General features: G+C 65.4%; 28 protein-coding genes and 1 pseudogene. 14 read left to right on the forward strand and 15 right to left on the reverse strand.

The genetic code is table 11. The features are described from left to right. Positions 1-83: 83 nt before the first annotated feature. Positions 84-1709, reverse strand: a complete 1626-nt coding sequence (locus HUTA_RS07405; RefSeq protein WP_015789268.1) for a sensor histidine kinase — start codon at positions 1707-1709, stop codon at positions 84-86. A gap of 147 nt (positions 1710-1856) precedes the next feature. On the opposite strand from HUTA_RS07405, the gene hisG reads away from it, so the two are divergent. Then, positions 1857-2705, forward strand: coding sequence for an ATP phosphoribosyltransferase (gene hisG / locus HUTA_RS07410; RefSeq protein WP_015789269.1), 849 nt, complete (start codon positions 1857-1859; stop codon positions 2703-2705). A 64-nt stretch (positions 2706-2769) separates the two neighbouring features. Then, positions 2770-3048: a DUF7536 family protein gene (locus tag HUTA_RS07415; protein ID WP_015789270.1), complete on the forward strand. Its 279-nt coding sequence runs from the start codon at positions 2770-2772 to the stop codon at positions 3046-3048. A 26-nt stretch (positions 3049-3074) separates the two neighbouring features. Here the strand turns inward: HUTA_RS07415 and HUTA_RS07420 are convergent, their stop codons facing one another. Beyond that, on the reverse strand, positions 3075-4292 hold the full coding sequence (locus HUTA_RS07420; protein WP_015789271.1) for a potassium channel family protein: 1218 nt from the start codon (positions 4290-4292) through the stop codon (positions 3075-3077). A gap of 211 nt (positions 4293-4503) precedes the next feature. On the opposite strand from HUTA_RS07420, the gene citZ reads away from it, so the two are divergent. Next, positions 4504-5643, forward strand: coding sequence for a citrate synthase (gene citZ / locus HUTA_RS07425; RefSeq protein ID WP_015789272.1), 1140 nt, complete (start codon positions 4504-4506; stop codon positions 5641-5643). Between the two features lie 75 nt (positions 5644-5718). Next, positions 5719-6150, forward strand: a complete 432-nt coding sequence (locus tag HUTA_RS07430; protein WP_015789273.1) for a universal stress protein — start codon at positions 5719-5721, stop codon at positions 6148-6150. Between the two features lie 90 nt (positions 6151-6240). On the opposite strand, the gene HUTA_RS07435 is transcribed toward HUTA_RS07430, so the two are convergent. Next, positions 6241-7104: an aldo/keto reductase gene (locus HUTA_RS07435; RefSeq protein ID WP_015789274.1), complete on the reverse strand. Its 864-nt coding sequence runs from the start codon at positions 7102-7104 to the stop codon at positions 6241-6243. A 101-nt stretch (positions 7105-7205) separates the two neighbouring features. Between HUTA_RS07435 and ilvA the strand changes: the two genes are divergently transcribed. Beyond that, on the forward strand, positions 7206-8417 hold the full coding sequence (gene ilvA / locus HUTA_RS07440; protein ID WP_015789275.1) for a threonine ammonia-lyase: 1212 nt from the start codon (positions 7206-7208) through the stop codon (positions 8415-8417). A 28-nt stretch (positions 8418-8445) separates the two neighbouring features. Here ilvA and HUTA_RS07445 read toward each other — a convergent pair whose 3' ends face one another. Next, positions 8446-9135 (reverse strand): PT domain-containing protein, encoded by a 690-nt coding sequence (locus tag HUTA_RS07445; RefSeq protein ID WP_015789276.1) that lies wholly within the window; start codon positions 9133-9135, stop codon positions 8446-8448. 94 nt (positions 9136-9229) lie between these two features. After that, complete coding sequence (locus tag HUTA_RS07450; protein ID WP_015789277.1) at positions 9230-9577, reverse strand: hypothetical protein; 348 nt, start codon at positions 9575-9577, stop codon at positions 9230-9232. A gap of 129 nt (positions 9578-9706) precedes the next feature. Between HUTA_RS07450 and HUTA_RS07455 the strand changes: the two genes are divergently transcribed. Continuing rightward, on the forward strand, positions 9707-10831 hold the full coding sequence (locus tag HUTA_RS07455) for a tRNA (guanine(26)-N(2))-dimethyltransferase (RefSeq protein WP_015789278.1): 1125 nt from the start codon (positions 9707-9709) through the stop codon (positions 10829-10831). A gap of 39 nt (positions 10832-10870) precedes the next feature. Here HUTA_RS07455 and HUTA_RS07460 read toward each other — a convergent pair whose 3' ends face one another. From HUTA_RS07460 to HUTA_RS07480, 5 genes and pseudogenes are all read right to left on the reverse strand, one after another. Then, on the reverse strand, positions 10871-11170 hold the full coding sequence (locus HUTA_RS07460; RefSeq protein WP_015789279.1) for a hypothetical protein: 300 nt from the start codon (positions 11168-11170) through the stop codon (positions 10871-10873). 74 nt (positions 11171-11244) lie between these two features. Further along, a pseudogene (locus HUTA_RS07465) lies at positions 11245-11517 on the reverse strand (winged helix-turn-helix domain-containing protein); the annotation flags it as partial. 72 nt (positions 11518-11589) lie between these two features. Then, a complete protein-coding gene (locus tag HUTA_RS07470) occupies positions 11590-13059 on the reverse strand; it encodes a molybdopterin-dependent oxidoreductase (RefSeq protein WP_015789281.1) in 1470 nt (489 codons plus the stop codon). Further along, positions 13052-13492, reverse strand: coding sequence for a hypothetical protein (locus tag HUTA_RS07475; RefSeq protein ID WP_015789282.1), 441 nt, complete (start codon positions 13490-13492; stop codon positions 13052-13054). Before HUTA_RS07475 ends, HUTA_RS07470 begins: the two co-directional genes overlap by 8 nt. 200 nt (positions 13493-13692) lie before the next feature. Beyond that, complete coding sequence (locus HUTA_RS07480) at positions 13693-14070, reverse strand: hypothetical protein (RefSeq protein ID WP_015789283.1); 378 nt, start codon at positions 14068-14070, stop codon at positions 13693-13695. 291 nt (positions 14071-14361) lie between these two features. Here HUTA_RS07480 and HUTA_RS07485 point away from each other — a divergent pair, with 291 nt between their 5' ends. Both HUTA_RS07485 and HUTA_RS07490 read left to right on the forward strand, forming a co-directional pair. Continuing rightward, entirely contained in the window at positions 14362-15771 is a 1410-nt protein-coding gene (locus tag HUTA_RS07485; RefSeq protein WP_015789284.1) for a YihY/virulence factor BrkB family protein, read from the forward strand. A 2-nt stretch (positions 15772-15773) separates the two neighbouring features. Further along, positions 15774-16625: a phosphatase PAP2 family protein gene (locus HUTA_RS07490; protein WP_015789285.1), complete on the forward strand. Its 852-nt coding sequence runs from the start codon at positions 15774-15776 to the stop codon at positions 16623-16625. Between the two features lie 22 nt (positions 16626-16647). On the opposite strand, the gene HUTA_RS07495 is transcribed toward HUTA_RS07490, so the two are convergent. Then, positions 16648-18018 (reverse strand): glutamine synthetase family protein, encoded by a 1371-nt coding sequence (locus HUTA_RS07495; RefSeq protein WP_015789286.1) that lies wholly within the window; start codon positions 18016-18018, stop codon positions 16648-16650. A gap of 126 nt (positions 18019-18144) precedes the next feature. Here HUTA_RS07495 and lrp point away from each other — a divergent pair, with 126 nt between their 5' ends. Beyond that, positions 18145-18603 carry an HTH-type transcriptional regulator Lrp gene (lrp, locus tag HUTA_RS07500; RefSeq protein ID WP_015789287.1) on the forward strand — a complete coding sequence of 153 codons (459 nt, stop codon included), beginning with the start codon at positions 18145-18147 and terminating at the stop codon, positions 18601-18603. A 189-nt stretch (positions 18604-18792) separates the two neighbouring features. On the opposite strand, the gene HUTA_RS07505 is transcribed toward lrp, so the two are convergent. The 4 genes from HUTA_RS07505 to HUTA_RS07510 form a co-directional block, all read right to left on the reverse strand. Continuing rightward, complete coding sequence (locus HUTA_RS07505) at positions 18793-19461, reverse strand: potassium channel family protein (RefSeq protein ID WP_015789288.1); 669 nt, start codon at positions 19459-19461, stop codon at positions 18793-18795. A gap of 483 nt (positions 19462-19944) precedes the next feature. After that, entirely contained in the window at positions 19945-20088 is a 144-nt protein-coding gene (locus HUTA_RS16100; RefSeq protein WP_143920340.1) for a rubrerythrin-like domain-containing protein, read from the reverse strand. A 147-nt stretch (positions 20089-20235) separates the two neighbouring features. Beyond that, the gene (locus HUTA_RS16155) at positions 20236-20328 is read right to left on the reverse strand and encodes a hypothetical protein (protein WP_015789289.1); all 93 of its coding nucleotides are present in this window, start codon (positions 20326-20328) and stop codon (positions 20236-20238) included. A 42-nt stretch (positions 20329-20370) separates the two neighbouring features. After that, positions 20371-21831 carry an MATE family efflux transporter gene (locus tag HUTA_RS07510; protein ID WP_015789290.1) on the reverse strand — a complete coding sequence of 487 codons (1461 nt, stop codon included), beginning with the start codon at positions 21829-21831 and terminating at the stop codon, positions 20371-20373. Positions 21832-22208: 377 nt separating this feature from the next. Here HUTA_RS07510 and HUTA_RS07515 point away from each other — a divergent pair, with 377 nt between their 5' ends. The 5 genes from HUTA_RS07515 to HUTA_RS07535 all read left to right on the forward strand — a co-directional run bounded on the left by HUTA_RS07515 (position 22209) and on the right by HUTA_RS07535 (position 25926). Then, positions 22209-22748 (forward strand): pyruvate kinase alpha/beta domain-containing protein, encoded by a 540-nt coding sequence (locus HUTA_RS07515; protein ID WP_174256016.1) that lies wholly within the window; start codon positions 22209-22211, stop codon positions 22746-22748. An 86-nt stretch (positions 22749-22834) separates the two neighbouring features. After that, positions 22835-23647: an HVO_0234 family beta-propeller protein gene (locus HUTA_RS07520; RefSeq protein WP_015789292.1), complete on the forward strand. Its 813-nt coding sequence runs from the start codon at positions 22835-22837 to the stop codon at positions 23645-23647. A gap of 54 nt (positions 23648-23701) precedes the next feature. Next, positions 23702-24541, forward strand: coding sequence for a ribose-phosphate diphosphokinase (gene prs, locus HUTA_RS07525; protein WP_015789293.1), 840 nt, complete (start codon positions 23702-23704; stop codon positions 24539-24541). A gap of 83 nt (positions 24542-24624) precedes the next feature. Further along, on the forward strand, positions 24625-25227 hold the full coding sequence (locus tag HUTA_RS07530) for a hypothetical protein (protein WP_015789294.1): 603 nt from the start codon (positions 24625-24627) through the stop codon (positions 25225-25227). Positions 25228-25275: 48 nt separating this feature from the next. Then, positions 25276-25926 (forward strand): CRISPR-associated protein Cas4, encoded by a 651-nt coding sequence (locus HUTA_RS07535; protein WP_015789295.1) that lies wholly within the window; start codon positions 25276-25278, stop codon positions 25924-25926. The last annotated feature ends 3 nt before the right edge of the window (positions 25927-25929 follow it).

Raw genomic sequence — 25929 nt, forward strand, 5'->3', positions numbered from 1 at the left:
TATGCAAGATCGGCGGACGGCATCGACAAATAGGTTCGTCAGCCACCCGTCCGACGCCCGTCGATTCACTTAAATACTCGCGCTCACGTCCGGATCTCGAATCGCGTTCCCGTCTCGACGTCCGCGAGGTCGATCGTCCACTCGTGAGCGGCGACGATCTGCTCGACGATCGAGAGCCCGAACCCGGTGCCGTCCTCCGCGGTGCTGTAGCCCGACTCGAAGACCTGGTCACGTTCTTCTTCGGGGACACCGCGTCCGTCGTCGACGACGAAAAAGCCCTCCGTGTCATCGAGTGCGCCGACCGTGACGGTGACGTCCTCGCCGCCGTGTTCGATAGAATTCCGGAAGAGGTTCTCGAACAGCCGCTGGAGGCGGTCCGGATCGGCCTCGACATCGTGATCGGAGTCGACGACCAGTTCCGCCTCGGCCGTCTCGACCATTCCCCAGGCGTCCCGGGCGATCGCCCCGAGGCTGACGCGGTCGGTCTCCTCGACGGGCTGGCCCTGGCGGGCGAGCTGGAGGACGTCCTCGATGAGCGTCTCGATGCGGGTGAGAGCGTCGTTTGCCGCCACGAGGTGTTCGCTATCGTGTTCGTCACGAGCAAGTTCGAGCCGGCCCTGGGCGACGTTCAGCGGGTTCCGCAGGTCATGAGAGAGCATGCTGGCGAAGGAATCCAGCCGGTCGTTTTGTCGTTCGAGCTCCTTGCGGTACTGTTCGCGATGGGTCTCGTCGGTGAAGACGAGGGCCCGTCCCAGCGAGGACTGGGAGGCCGAGAACTGCTGTTCGGTGACGCGGTAGTACCGCGTCTCGCCGTCCCGGTAGACCGTGACGAGCGGGTCATCCGTCGCGATTTTCTCCGCACACCGCGGGGCGACGTCAGCAAAGCGGTCGCCGATCACCGACCGGTCGTCCAGGGCGGGGACCAGTCGCGTGGCCGCGCGGTTGTAATCCTGGATCCGATCGTCTGCGTCGAGGACGATCACGGGATCGTCCCGATCGCCGGCCAGCCTGATCGTCCGGAAGCGCTCGAAGTAGACGAACGAGAGCCCGACGGCGAAGGCCGCGACGCCGACCGGCTCGTAAGTTATCTCCATCAGACCGGGAACGAGCATCCCCAGCACGTCGAAGCCGACCGGCAGGGCCGTCAGCCCGAGGAGGGCGAGCAGCGGCCGCGAGTCGTGGCTGACGTGTCGGAAGCGCTCGTAGAGCATGAAGTATCCGACCGTCGCCAGCGCGTAACTGCCGGCCATGACCGTCCAGTGTAACGTAGTGCTCGCGATCGCGACGTGGGGAAACGGCGTCGATACGACTTCACTCGAGAAGTACAGGCCGTGAAAGTCATTGGTGAGCTTTACGGCGACGATCGCGAGGAAGACGGTGAGCGATATCTGCCGGATCCGTGGGTCGCGGTGGAGCGACCGGCCGGTAAAGGCCGAACAGAAGTACAGCCAGCCACCGATCGTACTCAACCCGACGACGAGGCCGATCTGGTAGAGGAACACGCCCAGTTGCTCGTCGGCTGTCGCCAGGTAGCCGACGTGGGCAAGTGCCCACCCGCCGCTGGTGAGCAAGAGCGCGACCAGACCCCGTCGGGTGTCGCCCTCGGCGATCCGGTTGACTCGGACCGCACTGACGAACGTGGCGACCGCAGAGAAGCCGAAGATCGCCAGGTACCAGAACCGGGCACCGATCAGCAACCCGTCGATCATCGGGGGCTCGACTCACCTCTCCTGCGCATGATAGAACGGTCCGGAGCCACGGTAATGAATGTATCTTCCGACGAGTTACTCGCCGTCTCGAGTCGTACGCCCGACCCGTGCCGAAAGACAATTGCGCCTCTCGCACGGAGAGTGAGTATGCGAATCGCCTTGCCCAATAAGGGCCGGCTTCACGACCCGAGCGTCGAATTGCTCGAACGCGCCGGGCTCCACCTCGTCGACGGCGCTGACCGACAGCTATACGCCCGGACGGTCGACGACGACGTGACCGTCCTCTACGCACGCGCCGCGGACATCCCCGAATACGTCTCCGACGGCGCGGCCGACCTCGGCATCACCGGCTACGACCAGGCCCAGGAGGCCGACCGGGAGAACCTGGTTTCCCTCCTCGATCTGGACTATGGCCAGTGCAGGCTCGTCCTCGCCGCGCCCGAGGACGGCGACATCGAGGAACCCACCGATCTCGAGGGCGGGACGATCGCGACGGAGTTCCCGAACGTCACCGCAAACTACCTCGACGACGCGGGCATCGACGCCGAGATTACGGAGGTTTCCGGGGCGACGGAACTCACGCCGCACGTCGACATCGCCGACGGCATCGTCGACATCACCTCGACGGGCACGACGCTGCGGATGAACCGCCTCGCAGTCATCGACGACGTCCTCGAGAGTTCAGTCCGACTGTTCGCCCGCGAGGACGTCGCCGACGATCCCAAAGTCCAGCAGATCGAGATGGCGCTGTCCTCGGTGCTGTCAGCCGAAGACAAGCGCTACCTCATGATGAACGCGCCCGAGTCCGAACTGGAGGAGGTCAAAGACGTCCTGCCCGGGATGGGCGGGCCGACCGTGATGGACATCGCCGGGACGGAGGATGTTGCGGTCCATGCCGTCGTCGACGAACGCGAGGTCTTCGAGACGATCAACCGACTGAAGCAGATCGGCGCGAGCGATGTCCTCGTGACCGAGATCGAACGCCTCGTCGAGTGACACCGAGGCCCCGGATTGACCGCAATCCGGAGGTCTTTGTCCCCGGCCCAACTATCGCTTTAGCGTGTCAGACCCATCGAACAGTGACGCCAACCTCCCCAGAAGCGGCAAAGCCCAACTCGTCGCGGCCCTTCGCGTTCGCACACACGCAAAACGCGGGATCGCGACGGGCACCGTCTTCGCTATCGCCGCCTACGCCGTGTTCGTCTTCGGTCGCGCATCGGCGCTCGGGCAAGTGCTGTATCTCTCACTGCTGGCCGTGCTCGCGATGACAGCCGGGGCCGTCGTGACGACGATCCTGGTCGGGATCGAGGCCTACCGACTGGCCAAAACGGACGAGTAGCGACAATCAGTGGCCGACGGCGCGACTCACTCGCTGCCAGCCAGTTCGCCCAACCGCTCCGCGCCGCTCCGTGTTCCCTTCGCGATCACCACGTCACCGGCGTCGATCGTCGTTGCCGGTCCCGGCGAGAGTTCCCAATCGGTCGAATGCTTGCCGGTCGGATGGGTCGCCGGCCGGCGGACGGCGATCACGCGCATCCCCGTCCGGGTCTTGACCTCGAGATCGCCCAGTGTCGCGCCGTCGAGGTCGCTGCCATCGGCAACAGTCTCCCGGACGATCACCTCGTCGCTCGCCTCGATGGCCGCCTCGACGACGGGATGGGTGCCGAGGCCCCTGAGCACGCCTTCGCTGATCTCGAGGGCGGCGTCGGAGATGACCTCCGTCGAGCGCGCGAGGTGGACCAGCCCACGGAGGGCGATGGGATCGTCGACCCGGCCGGCAGCCTGGAGCGTCCAGGCCTCGAAACGGGACTGGAGGGCGTCGACCTCGGCCTCGAGTTCGAGGACTTCCTCGGCGACGGCCTCGCTGTCGAACAGCACCGCGCCGTAGGCCAGGTCGACCGCGAGTTCGCTCATGTTCTTCATCAGGACTATCGAGTCGACCGCCCGCTCCAGATCCTCGATGTCGCTCTCGGGCGGCGCGGGGGGCTCGTAGGTCCCGCCGGTGGTCGCCGCGTAGACTTCGGCGATGCCCTCCTCGGGCCCCCTTGCCAGCAGCACGTCACCCGACCGGAGCGTCGTCTCGGCGTCGGGGTTCATCAGCCACTCCCCAGACCGACGGATCGCGATGATGCGGACGCCCGTCGCGGTTTCGAGGTTGAGACCGCCGAGCGTCCGGTCTGCGTACGTCGAGTCGGCCGCCACCGTCGCCCGGACCAGCGTCTCGACTGCCTCCGGCAGAGTCGCCCGCATCGCCGCCGGCAGGCCGATATCTTCCAGGACGACCTTCGCGATATCGCCCGCCGCATCGCTGATCTTCTCCGCCGCACCGACGACACCCAGCACCGGGGCCAGCGCCTCGGCGTCCTCGGGGTTGCGGGCCGCCATGAGGAGGCTCATCCGTGCCCGGAGGTGGAGGACGTCCATACGCTCTTCGAGGGCGAGGACTTCCTCGGCGATTTCGTCGCTGCCGAGCAACACCGCCGAATAGGAGAGGTCGATCAGCAACTCGGCGGTGTCTTTCATCTCGGCCAGCACGTCCTTGACGCTGACCGGTTCGTACGTGACGTCCTCACCCGATGCCATGTGTTGTCGGTTCGACACCGCGGGCCAAAAGTATTGCCGCCCGGGGACCGCGTCCAGTAGTGATCCGCCACGACCCCCCTAATCTGAACAAGCGTCGAAAAGTGCGAGAGGAATGCAAACATACCCGGGGCATACGTGTCAATCTGAAAGGTACGGGAAAACGTAGCCTGAAAACGGTAATGCTTTTCCTTGAAGGTGAGCAGTGTATGGTATGCCCGACGAGCTCAGAAAGGGACTGGAGGGAGTGCTGGTCGCCGAATCGTCGCTGAGCGACATCGACGGCGAGGAGGGGCGACTCGTCTACCGGGGGTACGCGATCGAGGATCTCGCACGCAACACCTCCTTCGAAGAGGTACTGTATCTGCTCTGGGAGGGCCACCTCCCGACTGAATCCGAACTCGAACCGTTCGAAGAGCAGATGGCCGAGGAGCGGGCGGTCCGCGAGGAGGTACTCTCGACGGTCCGGGAACTCGCCGCCGCCGAGGAGAACCCGATGGCCGCCCTGCGGACTGCCGTCTCGATGCTGTCGGCCTACGACCCGGACGACTCGACGGGCGAGGCCGGCGACGGCGAGATCGCCCAGCGGAAGGGTCGCCGGATCACCGCGAAGATGCCGACGATCGTCGCCGCGTACAAACGACTTCGGGACGGCGAAGAGCCCGTCGCACCCCGGACGGACCTGAGCCACGCCGAGAACTTCCTGTACATGCTCAACGGCGAGGAACCGGCCCAGACCCTCGCGGACGTCTTCGACATGGCGCTGGTCGTCCACGCCGACCACGGGATCAACGCCTCGACGTTCGCCGCGATGGTGACAGCCTCGACGCTGTCTGATCTCCACAGTTCGGTCACCAGCGCCATCGGCGCACTGAAGGGAGGACTCCACGGCGGCGCGAACCAGAACGTGATGCAGATGCTGCTTGAACTCGACGAGAGCGACCTGACGGCCGTCGAGTGGGCCCGTGAGGCCGTCGAGTCCGGCGATCGTATCCCCGGATTCGGCCACCGCGTCTACGACGTCAAAGACCCACGGGCGAGGATCCTCAGTGCCAAGTCCAAGGCGCTGGGCAAGGCCGCCGACGAACTCAAATGGTACTCTTACTCTCGCGCCATCGAGGAGTTCATGGCCAAGGAGACCGGCATCGCGCCCAACGTCGACTTCTACTCGGCGTCGATGTACTACGAGATGGGCATCCCGATTGACCTCTATACGCCCATCTTCGCGATGAGTCGCGTCGGTGGCTGGGTCGCCCACGTCCTCGAATACCAGGAAGAGAACCGCCTCATCCGCCCCCGAGCGCGTTACGTCGGTCCGGAAGATCGGGAGTTCGTCCGGATCGAGCAGCGGTAGGCTCGCCAGGGTGACGACGACAGAAGTGGCTTCGAGGGTGCCGTGTTTCTTGTGTCTGGCTTCCCCATCCATACTATGGCACCCACCCACGTCCTCGTCCCCCTGGATGGCTCCCCGCTGGCTGGGCAGGCGTTGCGTCACGCACTGGAGAGCTACGACTGCGGGATCACGGTTTTGAACGTCCTCACGCCGATCGGGAGCACGATGAGCGAAGGCGGGATTCAGGACCGCACGGAGCACCGCGTCGCCGAAGCCGAGGACAGAGCCGAAACGATGGTCGCGAAGGCCCGTGAGCAGGTCGGAGCGCACGACCAGCGTGTCGAGGCAGTGATCGAGGTTGGAGACCCGGCCGAGGTTATCGTCTCATCCATCGACGAGTACGGCGTAGATCACGTTGTCATGGGTGGTCACGGGGGTGACAGCGATGGCCTGGTCTCGCGCTTGCTCGGGACGGTGGCGACGGCAGTCGTTACCGAAGCACCGGTGACGGTGACGGTGGTTCGATAACCGATTCACTCGCTGTATCTCACATGCCGTTCATGACGGATGGCGGGCGACACAGCCGAAAAAGCGAGAAAAGCAGCCGCTCTGCTCCCCCTACTGCGGGTCGATCCCGTCCAGCGCGGCGCGATCCTCGTCGGTCAGGTCGATGTGGGTCGAGGCGACGTTCGCTTCGAGGTGCTCGACGCTCGACGTTCCCGGGATCGGCAGCATCACGTCCGAATGATCCAGCAGCCACGCGAGCGCGATCTGTCGCCGGGTCGCATCGTGCCGGGCGGCGACGTCGTCCAGTACCCCAGCGACGCCCTCGTCGTCGACCGTGTACATCGGTCCCCAGGGGATGAAGCCGACGTCGTGGGATTCACACGCTTCCAGCACCGCCTCGTCCTCGCGATGGCCGACGTTGTACTGGTTCTGGACCGTCGCGATGTCGACGATCTCCATCGCCGTCTCCAGCTGCTCGACGGTGACGTTCGAGAGCCCGACGTGGTCGATCTGGCCGGCGTCCTTCATCTCGGCGAATGCCTGGACCGAATCCTCGAAGTCGCCGTCGGGATCCGGCCGGTGGAACTGATAGAGATCGATCTGATCGGTCCGGAGTCGATCGCGACTGGCGAGTACCTGGTTGTGGAGGTACTCGGGGTCGCCGTGGGGCGTCCACTCGCCGTCGCGATGCCGGAGCAGGCCGGCCTTCGAGGCAACCACGACGTCGTCCTCGGCGGTCAGGGCCTCACCGAGCAGGCGCTCGCTGACGCCCGGGCCGTAGGAGTCGGCGGTGTCGATGAAGTCGACGCCAAGTTCGACGGCCCGGCGGATCACGTCCTTCGCGGCGTCCTCGTCCGCCGGCGGACCGATGATGTCCTCGCCGGTCAATCGCATCGCGCCGAATCCAAGTCGGTGGACCGTCAGCTCCCCGCCGATGTCGAACGTGTCGCTGTCGTTGTGTGGGTTTTCAGCCATCGCTTCGCACGTCGAAGGCCAGCCTCAAAGCGTTGGCGGGGCCGGCGATCGACAGTCCCCGCGCCCGCCACAGTTACCACTGTCCGGACGCAATCTCGGGCATGCTCACTCGCGAGGACGTGCTCGTAGCTCGCGATCGTGTGTCCGAAACGGCCCGACACACGCCCCTGGAGCGATCGTACTCCCTCTCGGCGATGACCGGCGCGGACGTCCACCTCAAGTACGAGACCGTCCAGCGGACGGGGTCGTTCAAGATCCGTGGCGCGACCAACCGGATCGCGACGCTCACCGACGAACAGCAGGCCGCCGGCGTCGTCGCGGCGAGTGCCGGCAACCACGCCCAGGGGGTCGCGCTCGCTGCAACCCGGATGGGCGTCGATTCGACCATCGTCATGCCCGAGCGGGCCCCAGTTGCGAAGGTCAAGGCCACCCGGAGCTACGGGGGCGACGTGGTCCTCCACGGCAGGGATTACGACGCGGCGGCCGAACGTGCCCACGAGATCGCCGAGGCGGAGGGGCGCACCTACGTCCCCGCCTTCGACGACGAACGGGTGATGGCCGGCCAGGGAACCCTCGGCCTGGAGATCGCGACGGACTGCCCCGACGTGGACACGGTCGTCGTCTCGGTGGGTGGCGGCGGCCTCATCGCTGGCGTCGCCACGGCGCTCAAGGCCTGGAACGACGACGTACGGGTGATCGGCGTCCAGGCGGAAGGCGCGGCGAGCCTCCCACAGTCGCTGGAAGCGGGCGAAATCGTCGAGCGCGAAGCTGTCGAAACGATCGCCGACGGCATCGCCACGCGGAAAGTCGGCGAGTTGCCCTTCGAAGTGATCCAAAATCGGGTCGACGAAGTCGTCACCGTCCCTGACTCAGCGATCGCCGTGGCAGTGACAACACTCCTCGAACGGACCAAGACGCTCGTCGAGGGCGGCGGTGCGGTGCCGGTCGCTGCCCTCTTGGAGGGAGCCTTCGAATACGAAGCGGATGAGACGATCGTCCCGGTGCTTTCGGGTGGAAACATCGACCTCAACGTCCTGACGACGGTCATCATGCGCGGGCTGATCGAGACCGGCCGGTATCTCCGGATCAGGACAGTCCTGGAAGATCGCCCCGGGGCGCTGGAGGAACTCGTCGAGGTGATCTCACGGGAGCGTGGGAACATCTACGCGATCGAGCACGACCGCGCCTCGCGGGACATCGCGATGGACGACACCGTCGTGGACCTGGATATCGAGACCCGGGGGCCCGACCACGTCGAATCGTTGCTCGATGCGCTCGAAGACAGTGGCTACGAGGTCGAGGTGCTCGTCTGATCGTGGCGACCACCGCGACGTGCCCGAATCACTCGAGGCGGACGTCGTCGAGGACGCCGACAGCCGTCGTCTCCCAGACGATATTGAGGCCGACCGCGATCAATCCCTCGCCGTCGTGCTCGACGGGATACTCGTAGGTCTTCCAGCCCTCGTGATCGGCCAACTGGTTGGACCGGTCAAAGTCCGCCTCGGCGAGTCCGTCTTCGGGGATCGGCCCCGCATAGGTGGCGACCTGGAGAATCTCGTTGAACGACTCCTGATCGCTGTAGCCGGCGACCGAGAGGGCCTCGACGTCGGTGAGGTCGACTTCCTGTTGGACCCAAACCGTGCCGTCGTCGGCACTGCCGTCGATCTCGATGGCGAGGGCCGTCTCGCCGTCGGCCGATAACTCCGTCGTCGTCCGAACGTCCGAGTCGACTGGCTCCCCGGAGTTGTTCGGGTCCTCCGGCAGGTCTTTCCCGACCGTCCACCCCTCCAGGCCGGACTCGAAGCTGGCGTTCCGGAGGGGCCGGGATGGCGTGTCCGTGGGTGTGTCCGTTGGACGCTCCGTCGGGGTGTCGGTGGGCGAATCCGTGGGTGTATCGGTCGGAGAGTCAGTTGGCGATCCAGTGTCCGGGTCAGTCGTCGAGTCGTCAGCAGTCTCATCGCCGTCGAGACAGCCAGCCACGGCGAGCGTCGCGAGCGATCCGGTCGTTGCGAGGAAGGTACGTCGCTTCATGTCAGCCACAACGACCGGGAGGGAAAAGTGCCTTCCCGAGCGTCAAACGCGGGTTTGATCGACCAACGATCCGGACCGCGTCCCGGACCGGCGATCACAGGAAGTCCCGGACCTCGCTGTAGAACATGTCGTGGTGGTCGACCGCGTCGATCTCGCGGGCGATCAGGACGGCGAGGACGTGCCAGCACAGGTCGGTCGGATCGTCGGGATCGAGGTTGTACGAGGCGTCCTCGCAGGTACAGGCCTCACCCTCGATGACGTACTCGTCGCTGTGGCCGACCACCACCGTGAAGTCCTCGTACTCCTTGACGCGGTCCTCGGCGACGGCCTCGATGGCGCGAACGCCACGGGAACCGTGGACGGTGGTGATGCGGTCGACGATGTCGGGCGAGAGTTCTCCCGCCTCACTCAGCGCGGCTCGCCACTCGTCGACTGCCGTCACGGGGCAGGGATTGGACGCGGCGGGTCAAAACAGGTTCGATGCCCACACCGTGGCGTTTCGTGGCGAGATGTCCACCGGAGTCCGTGCCAGGAACGAGGCGCTTTTCCTCACGGCCGGCCCAGCGGAGGTATGCGCGAACGCGAAGGACGGGTCACCGTCACGGTCCCCGAGCAGGCAGAGGAGGGGGTCGGCGAGTCAGTGTTTTTCAATCCCGTCCAGGAACTCAACCGCGATCTGACGGTGGCCGCGATCCGGGCCGTCCGCGAGCGCGTGGCCGAGCGGGACGGCCACCCGGTCGAGACGTACCTCGACGCGACCGCGGCGACTGGAGTCCGCGGCGTCCGGGCGGCCGAAAACGGCTTCGACGCGACGCTGTGTGACGTCGACGAGGCTGCGGTCGAGCGCTGCCGTGAGAACCTCGCGGGTAACGACCTCGACGGCGAAGTGCTCCACCGGGACGCCAACGCTGTCATGCACGAACGCCAGTTCGACATCGTGGATCTGGACCCCTTCGGCACGCCGATCCCGTTCGTCGACGCCGCTCTCCAGAGCGCCGGGCGGATGCTCGCGGTGACGGCGACCGACCTCGCGCCGCTGTGTGGAGCCCACTTCGAGAGCGGCGTCCGCTCCTACAGCGCCGTCCCGCGAAACACCGAGTACCACTCGGAGATGGGTGCCCGAATCCTGCTGGGGTCCCTCGTTCGGACCGCCGCGCGCTACGACATCGCCGCCCGTCCCGCGCTCACCCACGCCACGGACCACTACGTCCGGACGTACCTCGATCTCGAGCGCGGCGCGCGGGCGGCAGACGACGCGATCGGGGAACTCGGGTACGTCCATCACTGCCAGCAGTGTCTCTACCGCGAAGCTGAGAATGGACTGATCGCCCATCCCCCCGAAGCGTGTCCGAAGTGTGGCCAGCACCTCCAGACCGCCGGCCCGCTGTGGCTCGGCGCGGCTCACAAAACGGACTTCCTCGAGCGCGTCCGCGGACAGATCGACGACGGGATGGGAACCGCCGAGGAAGGTCGGGAGTTACTGGAGACGCTCGCCGACGAACTCGACGTGGCCACCCACTACGACCAGCATCGACTCACGAAGCGGTGGGGTGAAAGTGCCGTGGCGATGGCGGACTTTCTCGACGCGCTCCGGGAGGCAGGTCACGAGGCGTCCCGGACCCACTACGGCGGGACGACGTTCAAGACGACCGCCGACGTGAGCGAGATCCGGGCGGCGACCGCCGGGGACGAGTAGCGGACGCCAGAAATGGCGACTGGAAACGGGGGCGGCAGGTTATCGAAGTGAGATGACCGTCAGGAATGACACGGCGACGAACTGCAGTCCCCGCATCGCGAGGACGGCCAGCTGGGCCGATTCCGAGCCCGCGTAGAGCATACCCATGCTGAAGAAAAACGACAGTGCCACCAGGTTCTCGATGATGAGCACGGCCGCGAACCCGAGCAATCCGAGCGTGAGCGGCGTCCGAAATTCCCGGTAGTTCTGTGCCCAGATGCCCCCCAGGACCAGCAGCAACAGGATGTTCAGCCCCGAGAGAACGCTCGCCGCGGTCAGCAGTGTGTTCATGCTAGCCATCGTTAGTTTGGTGTCTCCGTTTCGGTGTCCGTCGGGTCCCCGTCTCGGCTTGACTTCGCGCCGGCCACCGCGAGGTCGGCCTGGTTGATGATGCGTTCGAAGGCGTCACGGTTGGCTTCGAACCGGTCGGAGAGGAAATACAGTTCGCCGTAATCCTCCCCGCCGGCCTCGACGACGTCGTGATCAACCAGCATATCGAGGTGGTGGCGGACGGTGTTGTAGTCGACATCGAGTGCCTCCGCGAGTCGGTTGGCGTTCCGTGGTCGCTCGTCGAGCAGGCTGATGATGCGGGCCCGGTTGGCGCCGCCACGCGTTCCCGACAGGAGGTACCACAGTGCCTTTTCCATCGCGACGTGTGTATGCGTTTAGTGGATCGGATATAGTATTCCCGATGGCGGTAGCAATAGTGAGACAGAGCCTCATGCGCTGATCTCTTTCGACACCCAGCCGGTCGCTCCGCTGGGGAACGAATCGGACTGATCACGGGGCTGTCGATCTCCCTCGCCGTCGATCGCTCTGACGACCACCTCGTGGTCGCCCGTTGGCTCATACACGTGACTCCACTGCCGCCAGACATCCTCGCCGGGGAGCGGCGCAGAGAGGGTGGCATCGGTCCAAGAGGCGCCACCGTCGGTCGAGACTTCGACGCGCTCGATCCCGCGCGTTCCTGCGTATGCGTGCCCGGCCACCTCGATGCGGCCGTCGTCCAGTCGGGTGTCGTCCCAGAGCTTTGCGACGGTATTGACGGGGCCAGTGCCGTGCCAGCCGCGCTGCTCCCAGTAGCCGTCCATCGCTTCGTCGAGGAGTTCGATCTCGGTGAGCCACTTGACGTTGGTCTCTCCCCAGTGGCCCGGCACGAGCACGCGTACCGGATGGCCGTGGGACTTCGGGAGCGGCCGGCCGTTCATCTCCCAGGCCAGAAACGCGTCCTCGAGGGCTTCGACCGGGAACTGCACGAAATAGCCGTCTTCCGCCCGGAGCATCGCACAGTCACAGTCGCCTTCGGGATCGGCTTCCTCAAGCAGGGGCTTGATGGGGGTGCCCGTCCAGACGGCGGTGTCGAGTTTGCGCCCGTTGAGACTCTCACCGACACAGCGGAGGGTAACGTACCGGTGTTCGGTCGGCCTGTCGGTCAGTTCCTCGAACGTGACCGAGAACTCGGTTTCGACCTCGCCAGTGAGTCCCATCGACCAGTCGTCATCGGCGATTTCGGGATCAAATTCCGCGATGTCGACGTTGTAAAACTCCCCGATTGAGCTGACGAGTCCCGGAACGTTGTCGGCTGCCAGATCCAGCGACTGCGTATTTGCTTCTTCGAGCCGGCGAGTGACCGGCGACGGTGGGTCACTGGCTGGCTCCTCGTCGGCGGTCTCGGTATCGCTGTTGGTTTTGATCCAGCCAGCGCCGCCAGCGACGACGACAAAGCCGATCGCACTCTGGATCGAACCGAGCGCGCGCCGCCGAGATGGGTCGTGGTCAGCCGTAGACAGCGACCCGGCCCCGATAACGGTAAAGAGGGCCACCGGCAGCGCGGCACCGAGGCTAAGCACTGGTTCGGTCGTGATCGCAACCGTGAGCGCCCACGCCAGGACGCCGGCCACTCCCGGAGCGAGGAACCACCGATCCAGTTTCGCGCCGACGAACTGCCCCAAAACGGCGGTCGTCCCGAGCAACACGCCAGCGATGGCCATCGAGAGCGCGATATGGAGCAGATGGCCTGCGTCGCCGACGTTCGTTATCATCCAGGCCACGATCGGCCCCGGTGTCGATCGGACGACGACGGCGTCGATCGGCGCGACGATGAACTGCCGTGTGTATCCCGCGAGTGCGTACGAGCCAGCGACGCCACTGATACCGGCGAGCGCGAAAACCTGAACGCGTTTATCCATCATCCGACGTGGTTTCGTTCGTCATCGTCTCGTTCCCCATCGACCCATCGTCCATCGTCTCGTTCCCCATCGACCCATCGTCCATCGTCTCGTTCTCCATCGACCCATCGTCCATCGTCTCGTTCTCCATCGACCCATCGTCCATCGTCTCGTTCTCCATCGACCCGTCATCCATCGTCTCGTTCCCCATCGACCCGTCATCCATCGTTTCATTCCCCACCGTCCCGTCATCCATCGTCTCGGTCTCCATCGACCCGTCATCCATCGTCTCAGTGCTCATTGCGTCGTCGGACGTTGTTTCCTCGGCCATCGAGTCGTCACTCGATTCCTCGTCTGCGGAGTTTGAATCCCTCGAACAGCCGGCAAGGGAGATCGCTATCGTGCCGCCGATGGCACCCACGAATCGTCGTCGCGTCGTGTCGATTTCGAGCATACATACCGTCGCAGGCAAGGGAACGGAAAATACATTTTCCAAATTTGATACGAAATTCGTTCACGTCTCTGCAAGGACTGTGCAAACTCTATGCAAATTTCCGCGAGCAGTGCGCTCTGGACTGGTTGAAAGCGGGAGGATACTGATTGATGACCCAACCGTCTGGGGTCGACTTGCATTCTCGCGCGGGTTGAGCGCGATCAGGTCACGCGCGTGATCAGTCGATAGCCGAGACCGTAGACGGGGCGAAGCAGGTGATTCACGAGCGAGAGGAGGCCAAGGACGCCGCCGAGGGTCTGGAGTTCACCCGGCGACGCGCCAGCAAACCAGATGACGACTGCTCCCGCGAGGACGGGTGCAACAGGCACCGACGTGAGGTACGCGTCGACGGCAGGATGGGAAACGAGCCCGGTCAAGTGATGACGGAAGGACAGCGCGAACGCACCGACGGCAAGCAGCGCGAGGCCGACCGCCATCGTGCCCGATTGGCCCGCGACGCCGAGGGCGATCAACAGCACGCCGGCGAGAAAGCCCATGCCGGTGAGTTGGCGGACGCGACGGACCAGTCGCTGATGCATACCGGGTGGATGGGAGGGGTGCAGGTAACAGTTTTCGTTCCCCACGCGGGGCACTCGGTGGCCAGTGGAGATCCGACAACTCACGCACAACCCAAGGAGGTGTCGAGCGTCGCCTCGCCCAGGAGGACGACGCCATGGATCCGCAACCGTGGGTCAGCCAGTGATTACCTCACGCTCCTGCATTGGGGCTGCTCCTGGATAGTCTGGAACCGCCCGGACACCGGGAGTGACGTCGGCGATCCGTGCCAGAACCGACCAAGCGGTTTTGTCTCCAGGGCACGGAATCCCGGCATGATTTCGACCGCACGCACGTTCCTCGGGACCGGCCGCAACATCGTCGGCCTGACCCGGAGGTCAAGACTCTCCTTTCTGGCGGCTGCCACGGCCTACTACGCGTTCGTCTCGGTGTTCCCGCTCGTCCTGCTGGTCATCGCCATCGGATCGCTGCTCGGCGGTGACGCCCTGGCCGAAGCGGTCCTTGCGGCGGTCAGCGATGTCCTCTCGCCCAGCGGGCGGGACGTGCTGCGTGACGCACTGGCAAGTGGTGCCGGCCGCGGTGAGGCGACCATCGTCGGGGTCGGCGTGCTGTTCTGGAGTGGGCTGCGCGTCTTCCGGGGCCTCACGCTGGCATTCGGAACAGTCTATGGAACGAACGAGGCCACCACGTTCCTGAGGCAACTCCGAAACGCCGCACTCGCCCTTGTCTCGCTGGGGTTCGGTGTGGTCGCGGTCGTCGTCGGGAGCGTGGCCCTCTCACGTACCGGCGTCGTGCTCCCGGGAGTCGCCCAGCCGATCGGCATCGTTCTGGCGCTGACGGTCGTGCTACTCCCGCTGTACGTCGTCGTGCCGGACGTACCCGTTGGGATCCGTGAGGCCATCCCCGGGGCGCTGACGGTGGCCATCGGCTGGACGCTGTTGAGCGTCCTCTTCCGGCTCTACGCCGGGAACGCCGGCCAATTCGATGTGTACGGTGTGGTGGGCGGCGTGTTACTGTTCGTCACCTGGCTGTACTTCGGGGCGACCATCCTCCTGCTGGGCGCTGTCGTCAACGCCGTCCTGGCCCGAGACCGGCAACTACAACTTGAGGGGGATCCCAGGGAAAGGCAACCACTGACAATGACCGGGACGGACGGCACGGCCGGGGACGGGCCGGACGACGACGGAGACGACACCGAACGACCGGACGCCCCGGACGCTGCGACGGGCCCGGACGGCCGGAAGACCGACTCGGACGACGTGAGACCGGACGGCCGGAAAGCTAACTCGGACGGTGTGAGCTCGGACAGCCGGAAGACTGACTCGGACGGTGTAACGGGCCACCAGCATGGCAGCGCCCAGCCGGCCGAAACGGCGGCAGAAATCGAGGCGCTCCGTGAAGAGATCGACCGGCTGGAAGACGAGATCGACGACCGGACAGTGCACCGCGAGAGCGTCGAAAGCGACCTTCGTCGGTACGTCCGCCGTCGTGTCCGTCGCGGGAAGGCTCGCGGCTGGGGCCCGTATCTGGTCTTGCTCTATGGCACCGTCATGACGCTGGGGGCGTTTCACTTCCTCGGCGGTGGCTGGGCCATCCTCGCCATGCTCGTGATCTGGCTGTCGACACTTGGGCTGTACGCGCTGATGCTATTGGTCGGTGTGACGTTCAAGATCGTCGGCGCACCGGGGCGATTGCTGGATCGCGTGCGGGACTGGCGTTCCTGACCGTGGCTTCGCTCGATGCGGCGGTCTGGTTCGGCGTCTCGCTGGTGACACTCCTTGGTGACCCGCTGGTGATCGCCGGACTCGGCTTTGGACTCTACTGGTTCGGCGGCTGGGTGCCAGTGATCGGTGACCGTCTCGACGAACTCCGCGTCGAACTCGCCTTCGCCACGATCGCCGGCGCGCTCGCGCTCTCGGCGGCACTCAAGACCGGGTTCGCCCTGGAACGGCCGCCGGGGGCGGCCGCCCTGCCCGGCACCGCCGGCATGCCCGACATCGTCGTGCCGATATACACCTGGATCGTCGGCCCGGGCGGCCACGCCTTCCCGAGCGGTCACGCCACGGCGGCGACCGTGGGGTGGCTGGGTTTGGCGTGGGCGTATCGGGGGAAGAACCGCGACCGGGCGCTCGTCCTTGCCGGCGGGCTGGTCGTCGCGATCGCGACCTCGCGCGTCGTCCTCGGCGTCCACCGGCCCCACGAGGTACTCGCCGGGATCGGCGTCGGGCTGGCGTACCTGTTCGTCACCTTCGGCTTGCTCGGGCGACCCCGGCGGACGTTCGCCCTCGCTGGTATGATCGGCGTAGCCGGTCCCATCGTCGTCGGGTTGACCGGGGACAGTTTGCTGGTTGCCGGCGTCGCCCTCGGGATGACTGTCGGCTGGGAGTTCGCCCGCGAGCGGGATCGACCGGCCGTGACGCTCCCGGTGCTGGCGGCGGTGATCGCAGCGGGGGGAGTGGCCGGGGCCACGTTCGTTCGGTCGGGCACGTTCGAGACGGGGCTGGCACTGCTCGGCGTCGGTAGCGGCGCGACGATCGTGGCTGGACAACGTGTGATTCGAAGGGTCAAAAACGAGTGAAAGCGATCGGGTCCGCGTGGCCTCAGAACGTTTCGAGGTATCGGTCGAGTTCCCACTCGGAGACGTCGACCAGGTACTCCTTGTGTTCCTGGCGTTTGGCCTGGCGGAACTTCTCGCCAGTGTGCGGGCCGAGCGCGTCCAGAATGACGTCGTCGTCTTCGAGCGCGTCGAGGGCCTCGCCGAGGTTCTCCGGCAGGGTGTCGATGCCGTACTCCTCGCGTTTTGCCTCGTCGAACTCGTAGATGTTCTCCCGGACCGGACCAGGGGCGTCGATTTCCTTCTCGACGCCGTCGAGGCCGGCGTGGATGAGCACGGCGAACGCCAGATACGGGTTACACGACGGGTCGGGGAACCGAGCTTCGATCCGGCTGGCGGCCGGGACGCGGGCAGCCGGTTTGCGGATCAGCGCCGAGCGGTTGCGGTCCGACCAGGCGACGTAGACCGGGGCCTCATAGCCCGGAACCAGACGCTTGTAGCTGTTGACGGTCGGGTTGGTGACGGCGGTGATCGCGGGGGCGTGGTCGAGAATACCCGCGAGGAACTGCTTGGCCGTCTCGCTGAGGTTGAACTCGTCGTCGCCGTCGTGGAAGGCGTTCTCGCCGTCATCGGTGAACAGCGAGATGTGGGTGTGCATGCCCGACCCGTTGATCTTCGGGATCGGCTTGGGCATGAACGTCGCGTGGAGATCGTGTTCGGCCGCGATCGCGCGGACGACCGACCGGAAGGTGGCGACGTTGTCGGCCGTCGACAGCGCGTCGTCGTAGGTGAAGTTGATCTCGTGTTGCCCGCGGGCAACCTCGTGGTGGGAGGCCTCGATCTCGAAGCCCATGTCTTCGAGTCCGAAGATGATGTCACGACGCACGTCGCTCGCGAGGTCTTTCGGCGCGAGATCGAAGTACCCTCCGTGGTCACCCGTTTTCGTCGTCGCGTAGCCGTCCTCGTCCTCCTCGAAGAGGAAGAACTCGGGTTCGGGCGCGACGTTGACCTCGTAGCCCATCTCGTTGGCGCGGTCGATGGCGTTTTTGAGGATTCCGCGCGGATCGCCCTCGAACGGTTCGCCGGTCGAAGTATTGATGACGTCACAGATGAGGCGCGCCGCAGCACTGTCCTCGCTGGTCCGCCACGGGAGCAGCGAGAACGTCGACGGATCGGGGTCGAGGCGCATGTCCGACTCCTGGATCCGAACGAACCCGTCGATCGAAGAACCGTCGAAATAGATTCCCTCAGTGAACGCCTTCTCGGCCTGGTCGGCCGTTATCGAGACGTTCTTGACTGTCCCCAGAATGTCGGTAAACTGCAACCGCAGGAAGTCAACGTTCTGTTCATCGATCTCCTCGAGTACCGCCTGTGCCTCGGCGGAGAGACCGCCGTCGGTGACCTGTTCGTTTGTCATCTTTCTCGTCACATGGAGGAAATGCGCCCGGTATAAAAGCCCTGCCGATCTGCGCAAATCTTCCGCTCCCGGTCAGGAATTGGATGTTCGTAAAATTCTAATGGGAGGGACGCATGATTCAGTCCAATGACGTACGAAAATCTCGACCGCAAGCTGATCAATGCGCTACTAGACGACGGCCGTGCGAGTCTCCGAAGCCTCGCCGACGACCTCGACGTCTCGGTGACGACCGTCTCGAATCACCTCTCGACGCTCGAAGAGGAGGGGATCATCGAGGGCTATACGCCGAAGGTCGACTACGACAAGATCGGCTACGACGTCACAGCGATCTTACAGCTCAAGGTCGAAGGGAGTGCGCTCCCGGAGGTCACTGAAAGTCTCAGGGAACACGAACAGATGGTCAGCGTTTACGAGGTCACCGGCGATTACGACATCATCGCCGTCGGGAAGTTCGCCGACACCGACGACATGAACGCCCAGATCAAGAGCCTGCTCACCGATCCGGCGATCCTCGAATCCAACACCAGCGTCGTGTTGAATGCCGCCGTCGAACACGAACAGTTCGAACTAGAAGTCGAAGAGTGAGCCGACAGGAAGGCGGGTTTTCTATCGGACAACCCCGCCGTCGTGCAGTCGTCTGACGCGGTTTTAAGTGAGGCGACGAGCATCCACCAGGTGGGCGCGCACCGACGGCCACGTCGTTCTTTCCCATCCTCCCACAGCGCGCCCGGGCACCCATTTTCGGCCCGGACCAGAGCGCCGGGTGACAGGCGCTCAGGCAGCCGGCTCCTCGGCCGCTAAACTGCCCCGGACATCCTCGATAGCTCCTGGCGGGGCGGTGATCGCGATCCGGTCGCCGGCCTGGATCGTCGTTCGCGGCAGCGGGATCGACATCGGTTCGTCGTCACGACCGTGGGCATACACCTGTGCGTCACCGGGGAGTTCGAGCGTGACGACGCGCGTCCCGATCACCGGAGATCCGTCGGGAATGCGGATCGACGCGACGGTGAGGTGCTCGGTCAGATCCGCGAGCACGTTAAAGTCGCCGCCGAGCAACGCTGTCTTCGCCCCGGCCGCCCCCAGACGTTCGGGATAGATCACCTCGTCGACGTCGCTGGCGTACTTTTCGTAGAGTTCCTGACGGTAGTCCTCGTCGATCCGCAACACCGTCCGCGCGCCGTGATGTTTGCCGATCATACACGCAGAGAAGTTGGCGTTGAGATCGCCGGTCAATCCCGCGATGGCGTCGGCAGTGGCGATCCCGGCCGCCTCCAGGACATCCTCGTCGTTGCAATCGCCCAGAACAGTCTCGAAGCCCTCTTCGCGTGCTCGCTCGGCCTTTTGAGCGTCGATCTCGACCATAGTCACGTCGTGGCCTTCCTCTGTCAACACGCGGGCAGTGCGCATGCCCACGCGACCGAACCCCACGATGACGAAGTCCATACCTGTGTGATGTGCCACCATACCTAAAAACGCTCCCCTCGCTGCAAGCGACGCACAGATGACTCGAGTGGGGACAGCACAGCGAGGTATCGACGGGCGATCAAAACGGAAACCGGAGATGGGGGACACCAGTCGAGGACCGGTGTCAGCCCGCTCCAGCGTCACGGGACAGGTCTCTGGCGTTTCGCGCTCAGGTGGCAGTATTCGGTGGTCAACGAACGAAACAACCGATCAGTGGTCGCTGCACCGCGTGACAGGCGTGGCAAGCCGCCGTACGGTCCAGCGATCAGGGATAGCTCGTGTGTAGGTGGCTCACCTCTGTATGTGCCATGTTCACACCCGCCACAATATAAGTCTTTCTGCTGGTGCAAAATTCGACCGCGAGAAAGGTCACGTTCAAAGAGTTTTTCCGGAAGAGATACGTGATCTATACTACGTCAACCAGGAAAAGTGTATGAACAGCAGTTTCTCGGGCAGAGTCTCTTACTCTCGCGGGATCGCCAAGTTTCGCAGACGGCCGCCACACTCCGGGCACTGACCGATCCGGTCGTCGCGACGCAGGACGGTGAGACAGGACCGACACTCGAGTCGATACGTCGACGGGGTGTAGGGATCTGATCGAACCATGCGCCAACTCCGTCTATCCGGACTGGTAAGCGTATCCCTAAAATGCACTGAATAATATATATGAATTCGCAATTTTCACACAATAGCCCACATATTTTGGGTGAAACTGTACGAACGGCCTATGTGGTTCTGAGGGGACACACTTCCCTAGCCCGCCAGCACGGTGTTCACGACGAGCGCGAGTGCAGCCAGTGCGGAGAGGGCAACTGTACCGAGAACGATCTTTGTTGCAGTGCTCATGGATTGGGCTATGGCAGGATCGTATAAATACGATTGGTGCGGTCACTCCTCGACACCCACACCCGATCGGCGGGCGACTTCCTGCCAGGCACCGCCCGCGAAGCGTCCGGTGTTGACGGAAGCCCGGACGTAGAAGTCGGCGACGATCGCGACGAACACGGCAGGTGGTCCGAGCCCCACGCCGAGCGGGAGCGAGGACCCGGCGACCGTGATCGCGTAGCCCGCCGGCAGCGCCAGGGCGGCGATCGGGAGTCGAACGGCGTAGATGCCTAGCGTCGTCCCGTACAGCGGGAAGCGCGTGTCACCGGCCCCACGCAGACTCCCGCGCATCGTCCGCGAGACGGAAAAGCCCGCGACGGCCAGCCCGAAGACGCGAATGAAGGTGACCGTCAGATCGACGTATTCGGTCCCGAAGGCCACCGCGATCGGGCGGGCGGCGATCACGAGGACGAGCGCCACCGGGAGTTGGGTCGCCAGCGCGATCCGGAGTGTCTGCCAGCCGTAGCCGGTCGCCTCGTCCTCCGCACCCCGGCCGAGGCTCTGGCCGACGAGCGTACTCGCCGCAGTGGAATACCCCCAGGCAGGCATCAACGCAAGCATGATTACCCGACGGCCGATGGCGTAGGCGGCGACGACCGGTGTCCCCAGCACGCCCAGAATGAACAGGAAGGGAAACCGGCCGAACGTCTGAAACAAACGCATCCCCGCAAGCGGCGTGGCGACGCGGACGATCTCGGCGGCGAGTCCGGGGTCGACCTGTCGGCCACCGAGCCGAAGTGAGACGGTAAAGCGGCCGGAGACCAACAGCGCGAAGAAGGCCATCGCGGCGACGACGTTGGCGATCACTGTCCCGAGGGCCGCACCGGCGATCCCCAGCCGCGGCGCGGGACCGAGCCCGAATATCAGGAGTGCGTTCAGCGTGACGTTGATCGGCAGCGTCAGCAGCCGGACGTACATCGGCGTTTCCGTGTCGGCACCGCCGGCCAGCGCCCGGGAGGCGACCATGCTGAAGAACCGGAACGGGAGTGCAAGCATCACGAGCCGGAGATACGTGCCACCGAGGTCGATCACCACAGCGTCGCCGGTCAACAGGCCGACCAGCGGCTCGGCGAACAGCCACGCGATGGCAGTCAAGGGGAGGGAAATCGCCAGGGCCAGCCACAGCGACTGTTTGACCGCCAGGTCGGCGCGTGCGTGCCGGCCGGCCCCCTTCAGCCGGGAGACGACGCTGATCGTCCCGCTCGTGACCGCCAGCGAGAGCCCGAAGCCGATGAAGAAGTACTGAAAGCCGAACTCCAGGCCGGCGATGGCGGCGTCGCCGAGCGCGATCCCGACCATCATGAAGTCGGCCATCCGCAACAGCACGCGCAACGCGCCGGTCACCATCACCGGTGCGGCCAACTCCAGCGCGTCAGTGGCCTGCCGGCGCTCGAGAAGCCCCAGGCGAGCAAGCCCTGCCGGAAACGCCCGGAGGGTTCGACGGAGTCGATCGCCCAGCCCCATCGTGATCCGACTGTCGACCACCACGTCTCTCAACCTTTCGACTCCTGGGTGCCCGGAGCCGCGCCCACTCGTCTGCCACGCGTCTGACGCCCGTCAGCGATCCGCTCGATCACAACCCCTCCGCTTCAGGTCGAACGAGGGGAGATGACATGTCACAGACTACCAAGACCCACGACCCCAGGGAGAGACACACCCGTCATGCACGTACTTCCCGTGGACCGCCCGGGAAGTCACGTGCTTGGGGGCCGGAGCAGGTGCAATGGAAGGATCCGTTCCAGTGGATCCACTCGAAACAGACCATCGGAGCCCGAGAGGGCCGAGTCGAAAAGCACTCCGGACAGCCGCAAGACGGTCAGATCATGATCCGGACGGACGACATGGACACGGAAGAACTGCTCGACCGAGCGGCAACCTACGCCAGCGATCACGACGTCGACGCCGTCTGTGTCGCCTCGACGTCCGGCGAAACGGGCGCGGCGGCCGCCGAGCGTTTCGGCGAAGATCTCGTCGTCGTCGGCCACTCGTATGGCTTCGACGAGCCGAACGAACAGGAACTCGACGCCGAGCACGTCGAGACGATCGAGGCGGCCGACGGTGACGTCTTCGTCGGCCCGATGGCGTTCAGTAACGTCGGCTCGGCAGTTTCCGAGCGCGACGGCTACGCGACACACGAAGTCATCGCTGACGTCCTCCGGCTGTTCGGCCAGGGGACGAAAGTCGCCGTGGAGTGTCCGCTGATGGCGTGCGATGCGGGGCTGGTCGACAGCGGGTCGCGCGTGCTCTCGATCGGCGGGACCGGTAGCGGTGCGGACACCGCCTTGCTGGTCAAGGCGGCCAACTCCCGGGACTTCTTCGACGCGCGCGTCCTCGACGTGGTCGCCAAGCCGGCCGATGCGGCGAACCTCATCTACTGGTGAGGCCGTCGGGCCCGGCGGCCTCACCACGCGGCCGGCCACGACCCGGAGTCGACACACGTTTGACGCCGCCGGTCGGTGCCCCTGGTATGGGCGAGATGGCAGAAGACCGGATCTACGCCGACCGCCGGGGCAAGGCCGACGTCTACGTCGGCTCACCGCTTGGCCTGACGCTCGTGGCCGTCTCCGACGACCGCGTCGGCCGATTCAGACTCCTCCGGCGCGGGGCGGTCCGGGACGTCGCGACCGGCGACGGCTCGATACTGATCGGGACCGACGAGGACATCTATCGGAGTACAGACGGTGGCGACTCCTTCGACGCAGCCGGATTCGGGCCAGCGGTCGCTGTCGGCTTCGACGGCGACCCGATCGCCGCCGATCCGGACGGTGCGGTTGCCCGGTTTGCCGTGGCTGCGGACGAGTGGCAGCACCTCGGGAGCGTCGACGGCGCGCGCGCGATCGACGGCGCGTGGCTGGCTGCCGACGACGGCGTCTATCGAATCGGCGAAGGGGGCCTCGAGCATGCCGGACTCCAGACGGCCCGTGACGTCGCGGCGGGCGGAGCGGTCCTGGCCGCCACCGCCGACGGCATCCACCGCTACGTCGATGGCGAATGGACGACCGAGCGATCCGTGGACGTCCGGGCGGTCGCGAGCGATGGGACGCGCGCCCACGCCGTCGGACCGGACGGCCTCTACGAGTACGACGGCACCTGGGGCCGTCGCGAGTCGCCGATCGACGAACCCATCGTCGACGTGGGCTACGCGGGCGGGATCGTCGCGGTCACCGACGCCGGGACCATCCTGGTCGATCCGGCGGCATCGAAAGACGGCGCGGAAGGGTGGCGAACCCGGTCGCTCGGACTCGAAGACGTCTCGGGGCTTGCCGTTGCCGATCAGTGACGGCGTGGGTGAAAGATCGAAAACGGGTTTAGGACCCATCGCCTGGACGTAGATATGATCCTCAGCGGGTCGGCCTCACAGACCCTCGCTGCGAGACTGGCGGACGAGCTCGGGGAATCGCTCGGCGCGACCACCACCAAGCGGTTTCCGGACGACGAACTCCACGTCACCGTCACGGAACCCATCGACGAGCGAGCGATCATCGTCGCCTCGACTGTTTCGAGTGACGCCCACATCGAACTCCTCCAGCTCCAGGACGCCGCCCGCCAGGCGGGGGCCGACGAGGTGGTCACTGTCCTGCCGTACATGGGGTATGCACGCCAGGACCAGACGTTCGAACCCGGCGATATCATCTCGACGCGCGCCGCTGCGCGCGCGATCTCGACCGGAACCGATCGCGTCCTGACGGTCACGCCCCACGAGAAGAACGTCGCCTCGTTTTTCGACGTACCGACGACGGTGATCGACGGCGCACCGCGACTGGCCGACCCGCTGCCCGCCGACCTCACCGACCCGCTGTTCCTCTCGACAGACGCCGCCGCCGCCCCGCTTGCGACGAGCGCCCGTGACGCCTACGGCGCCGGCGACAGCGACCACCTGACAGACGCGACCGACGGCGAACGCCCGGCACCGACCGAGGAGACGATCGCCGGGCGAGACGTCATCGTCGTCGACGACATCGTCGGCACCGGCTCGACGATGTCCGGGGCAGTCGCCGTGGTCGCCGACGGCGACGCCGAGCGAATCTTCGCGACCTGCGTCCATCCGGTGTTCGCGACGGGGGCACTCAGCAAGATCGCCCGCGTCGGTGCCGAGTCCATCTACGGCACGGACACGCTCGAACGCGTCATCAGCGACGTGAGTGTCGCCTCGACGATCGCCGACGCGCTGTGAGCCACCGGCCCGGGTTCGTCGACGGCTCGTCGTCACCCTGACCGACACCTACATTGGGCGGGACGCCCAATTTTCGGGTCCGAATGGACGAGAAGACCGACGAACTCCGCGAACTCTTCGAGGAGGTTGCCGGGACGGACACCGTCACCGAAAGCCAGCAAGAGGGACGGGGAACGCTCTCGGAGATCGACGAGGAGCGCGTCGATCGGCGGCTCCGGGAGATCGTCGAACAGATGCGCGAGGCGTTTCCCTTCGAGACGGAACTGTCAGATGACCAGCGGGTCAGGCTGGTGCGTGGCTTCTATGGGGGCGAGAGCGACGCCGACCTGGCCGCGGCCATCGACGTCGACGCGGAGATGGTCATCGCCGCCAGGCTGGAACTGCATCTCTTCCGCGAATCGGACACTGACACGCCGGTCCCGTGGGACGAGGTTCGCCGCCATCTGCGGGAGAGTGAGGACGACGAGGAAGTCGCGGCTGCACTCGATCTAGATCCCGAAACTGTCGAACAGTATCGGGCGGTCGCCGACGCCCGGGACGAAGCCAGAAACGTGAGCCACCGCTTCCGGAGCGCCTACCGGGATGCGATACCCGATGCCGACCTGGCCGAACCGCTGCTCGACGACGTTACCGAGGACGGCCTCGAAGAGGCTGCCGCGGACATCGAAACGGACGTCTCCTTTTGAGCGGGGCGGGTGTTGCGGGCACGTTTATATAACAGACCGCAGCCAGCGGTGGACGTGCCCACGTTCCGCGAACTCGCGACCGCAGCCTACTGCCCACGCAAGTACTACTACCGCCAGCGGGAGTCAACCGACCTCAAGGTTCCGGCCGAGGTCGAGACGAAGCGGGAACTCGCGTTCGAATATCCGAGACTACTGGACGGTGGCCTCTCGGGGGCACCCATCGCCGTCACACCGACCCAATTTCGCTCGCGGTTGAGCCGGGTGAAAGCCAGCCTCGATGCCTGGGACAGTCTCGTCGAGGACCCCGACCGGGACGTGCTTCTGGAGGGACGGGACTGTCGCGGGATCGCCCACAAAGTGCTGGCGGATCCGGTCGCGCCATCGCTGGTGTTCACCGGCGCGCCACCCGAAAACGGCGTCTGGGAGCCCCAATCCGTGCGACTGGTCGCCGCCGCGCTCGCGCTGGCCTACGAACGGGAGCGACAGGTGGCCGTCGCCTTCGCCGAGTACCCGACCCACGGAATCGTCCGGCGCGTTCCGCTGTCCGCCCATCGGCGGGCGACCTATCGCGCGGCGCTCCGAACTGTCGAATCCATCGACGGCCCGCCGCCACGAGCAGACAACCGGACCAAGTGCGAGCCCTGCGAGTATCGCGAGAAGTGTGGCGTCAAAACGCGGTCGCTCCGGTCACTCCTGTGAATG

The organism is Halorhabdus utahensis DSM 12940 (genome assembly GCF_000023945.1).
GTDB lineage: Archaea > Halobacteriota > Halobacteria > Halobacteriales > Haloarculaceae > Halorhabdus > Halorhabdus utahensis.

Bases quoted from the DNA above. Each gene is read 5' to 3' on its own strand.
- HUTA_RS07460 (WP_015789279.1), bottom strand. From the start codon at position 11,170: ATGGCTAGCATGAACACACTGCTGACCGCGGCGAGCGTTCTCTCGGGG.
- HUTA_RS07455 (WP_015789278.1), top strand. From the start codon at position 9,707: ATGCGCGAACGCGAAGGACGGGTCACCGTCACGGTCCCCGAGCAGGCA.
- HUTA_RS07430 (WP_015789273.1), top strand. From the start codon at position 5,719: ATGGCACCCACCCACGTCCTCGTCCCCCTGGATGGCTCCCCGCTGGCT.
- HUTA_RS07495 (WP_015789286.1), bottom strand. From the start codon at position 18,018: ATGACAAACGAACAGGTCACCGACGGCGGTCTCTCCGCCGAGGCACAG.
- HUTA_RS07510 (WP_015789290.1), bottom strand. From the start codon at position 21,831: ATGGGGCTGGGCGATCGACTCCGTCGAACCCTCCGGGCGTTTCCGGCA.
- HUTA_RS07475 (WP_015789282.1), bottom strand. From the start codon at position 13,492: ATGCTCGAAATCGACACGACGCGACGACGATTCGTGGGTGCCATCGGC.
- HUTA_RS16155 (WP_015789289.1), bottom strand. From the start codon at position 20,328: ATGAGCACTGCAACAAAGATCGTTCTCGGTACAGTTGCCCTCTCCGCA.
- HUTA_RS07420 (WP_015789271.1), bottom strand. From the start codon at position 4,292: ATGGCATCGGGTGAGGACGTCACGTACGAACCGGTCAGCGTCAAGGAC.
- lrp (WP_015789287.1), top strand. From the start codon at position 18,145: ATGACGTACGAAAATCTCGACCGCAAGCTGATCAATGCGCTACTAGAC.
- hisG (WP_015789269.1), top strand. From the start codon at position 1,857: ATGCGAATCGCCTTGCCCAATAAGGGCCGGCTTCACGACCCGAGCGTC.
- ilvA (WP_015789275.1), top strand. From the start codon at position 7,206: ATGCTCACTCGCGAGGACGTGCTCGTAGCTCGCGATCGTGTGTCCGAA.
- HUTA_RS07505 (WP_015789288.1), bottom strand. From the start codon at position 19,461: ATGGACTTCGTCATCGTGGGGTTCGGTCGCGTGGGCATGCGCACTGCC.
- HUTA_RS07485 (WP_015789284.1), top strand. From the start codon at position 14,362: ATGATTTCGACCGCACGCACGTTCCTCGGGACCGGCCGCAACATCGTC.
- HUTA_RS07435 (WP_015789274.1), bottom strand. From the start codon at position 7,104: ATGGCTGAAAACCCACACAACGACAGCGACACGTTCGACATCGGCGGG.
- HUTA_RS16100 (WP_143920340.1), bottom strand. From the start codon at position 20,088: ATGGTTCGATCAGATCCCTACACCCCGTCGACGTATCGACTCGAGTGT.
- HUTA_RS07470 (WP_015789281.1), bottom strand. From the start codon at position 13,059: ATGGATAAACGCGTTCAGGTTTTCGCGCTCGCCGGTATCAGTGGCGTC.
- HUTA_RS07405 (WP_015789268.1), bottom strand. From the start codon at position 1,709: ATGATCGACGGGTTGCTGATCGGTGCCCGGTTCTGGTACCTGGCGATC.
- HUTA_RS07515 (WP_174256016.1), top strand. From the start codon at position 22,209: ATGGACACGGAAGAACTGCTCGACCGAGCGGCAACCTACGCCAGCGAT.
- HUTA_RS07530 (WP_015789294.1), top strand. From the start codon at position 24,625: ATGGACGAGAAGACCGACGAACTCCGCGAACTCTTCGAGGAGGTTGCC.
- HUTA_RS07480 (WP_015789283.1), bottom strand. From the start codon at position 14,070: ATGCATCAGCGACTGGTCCGTCGCGTCCGCCAACTCACCGGCATGGGC.
- prs (WP_015789293.1), top strand. From the start codon at position 23,702: ATGATCCTCAGCGGGTCGGCCTCACAGACCCTCGCTGCGAGACTGGCG.
- HUTA_RS07445 (WP_015789276.1), bottom strand. From the start codon at position 9,135: ATGAAGCGACGTACCTTCCTCGCAACGACCGGATCGCTCGCGACGCTC.
- HUTA_RS07520 (WP_015789292.1), top strand. From the start codon at position 22,835: ATGGGCGAGATGGCAGAAGACCGGATCTACGCCGACCGCCGGGGCAAG.
- citZ (WP_015789272.1), top strand. From the start codon at position 4,504: ATGCCCGACGAGCTCAGAAAGGGACTGGAGGGAGTGCTGGTCGCCGAA.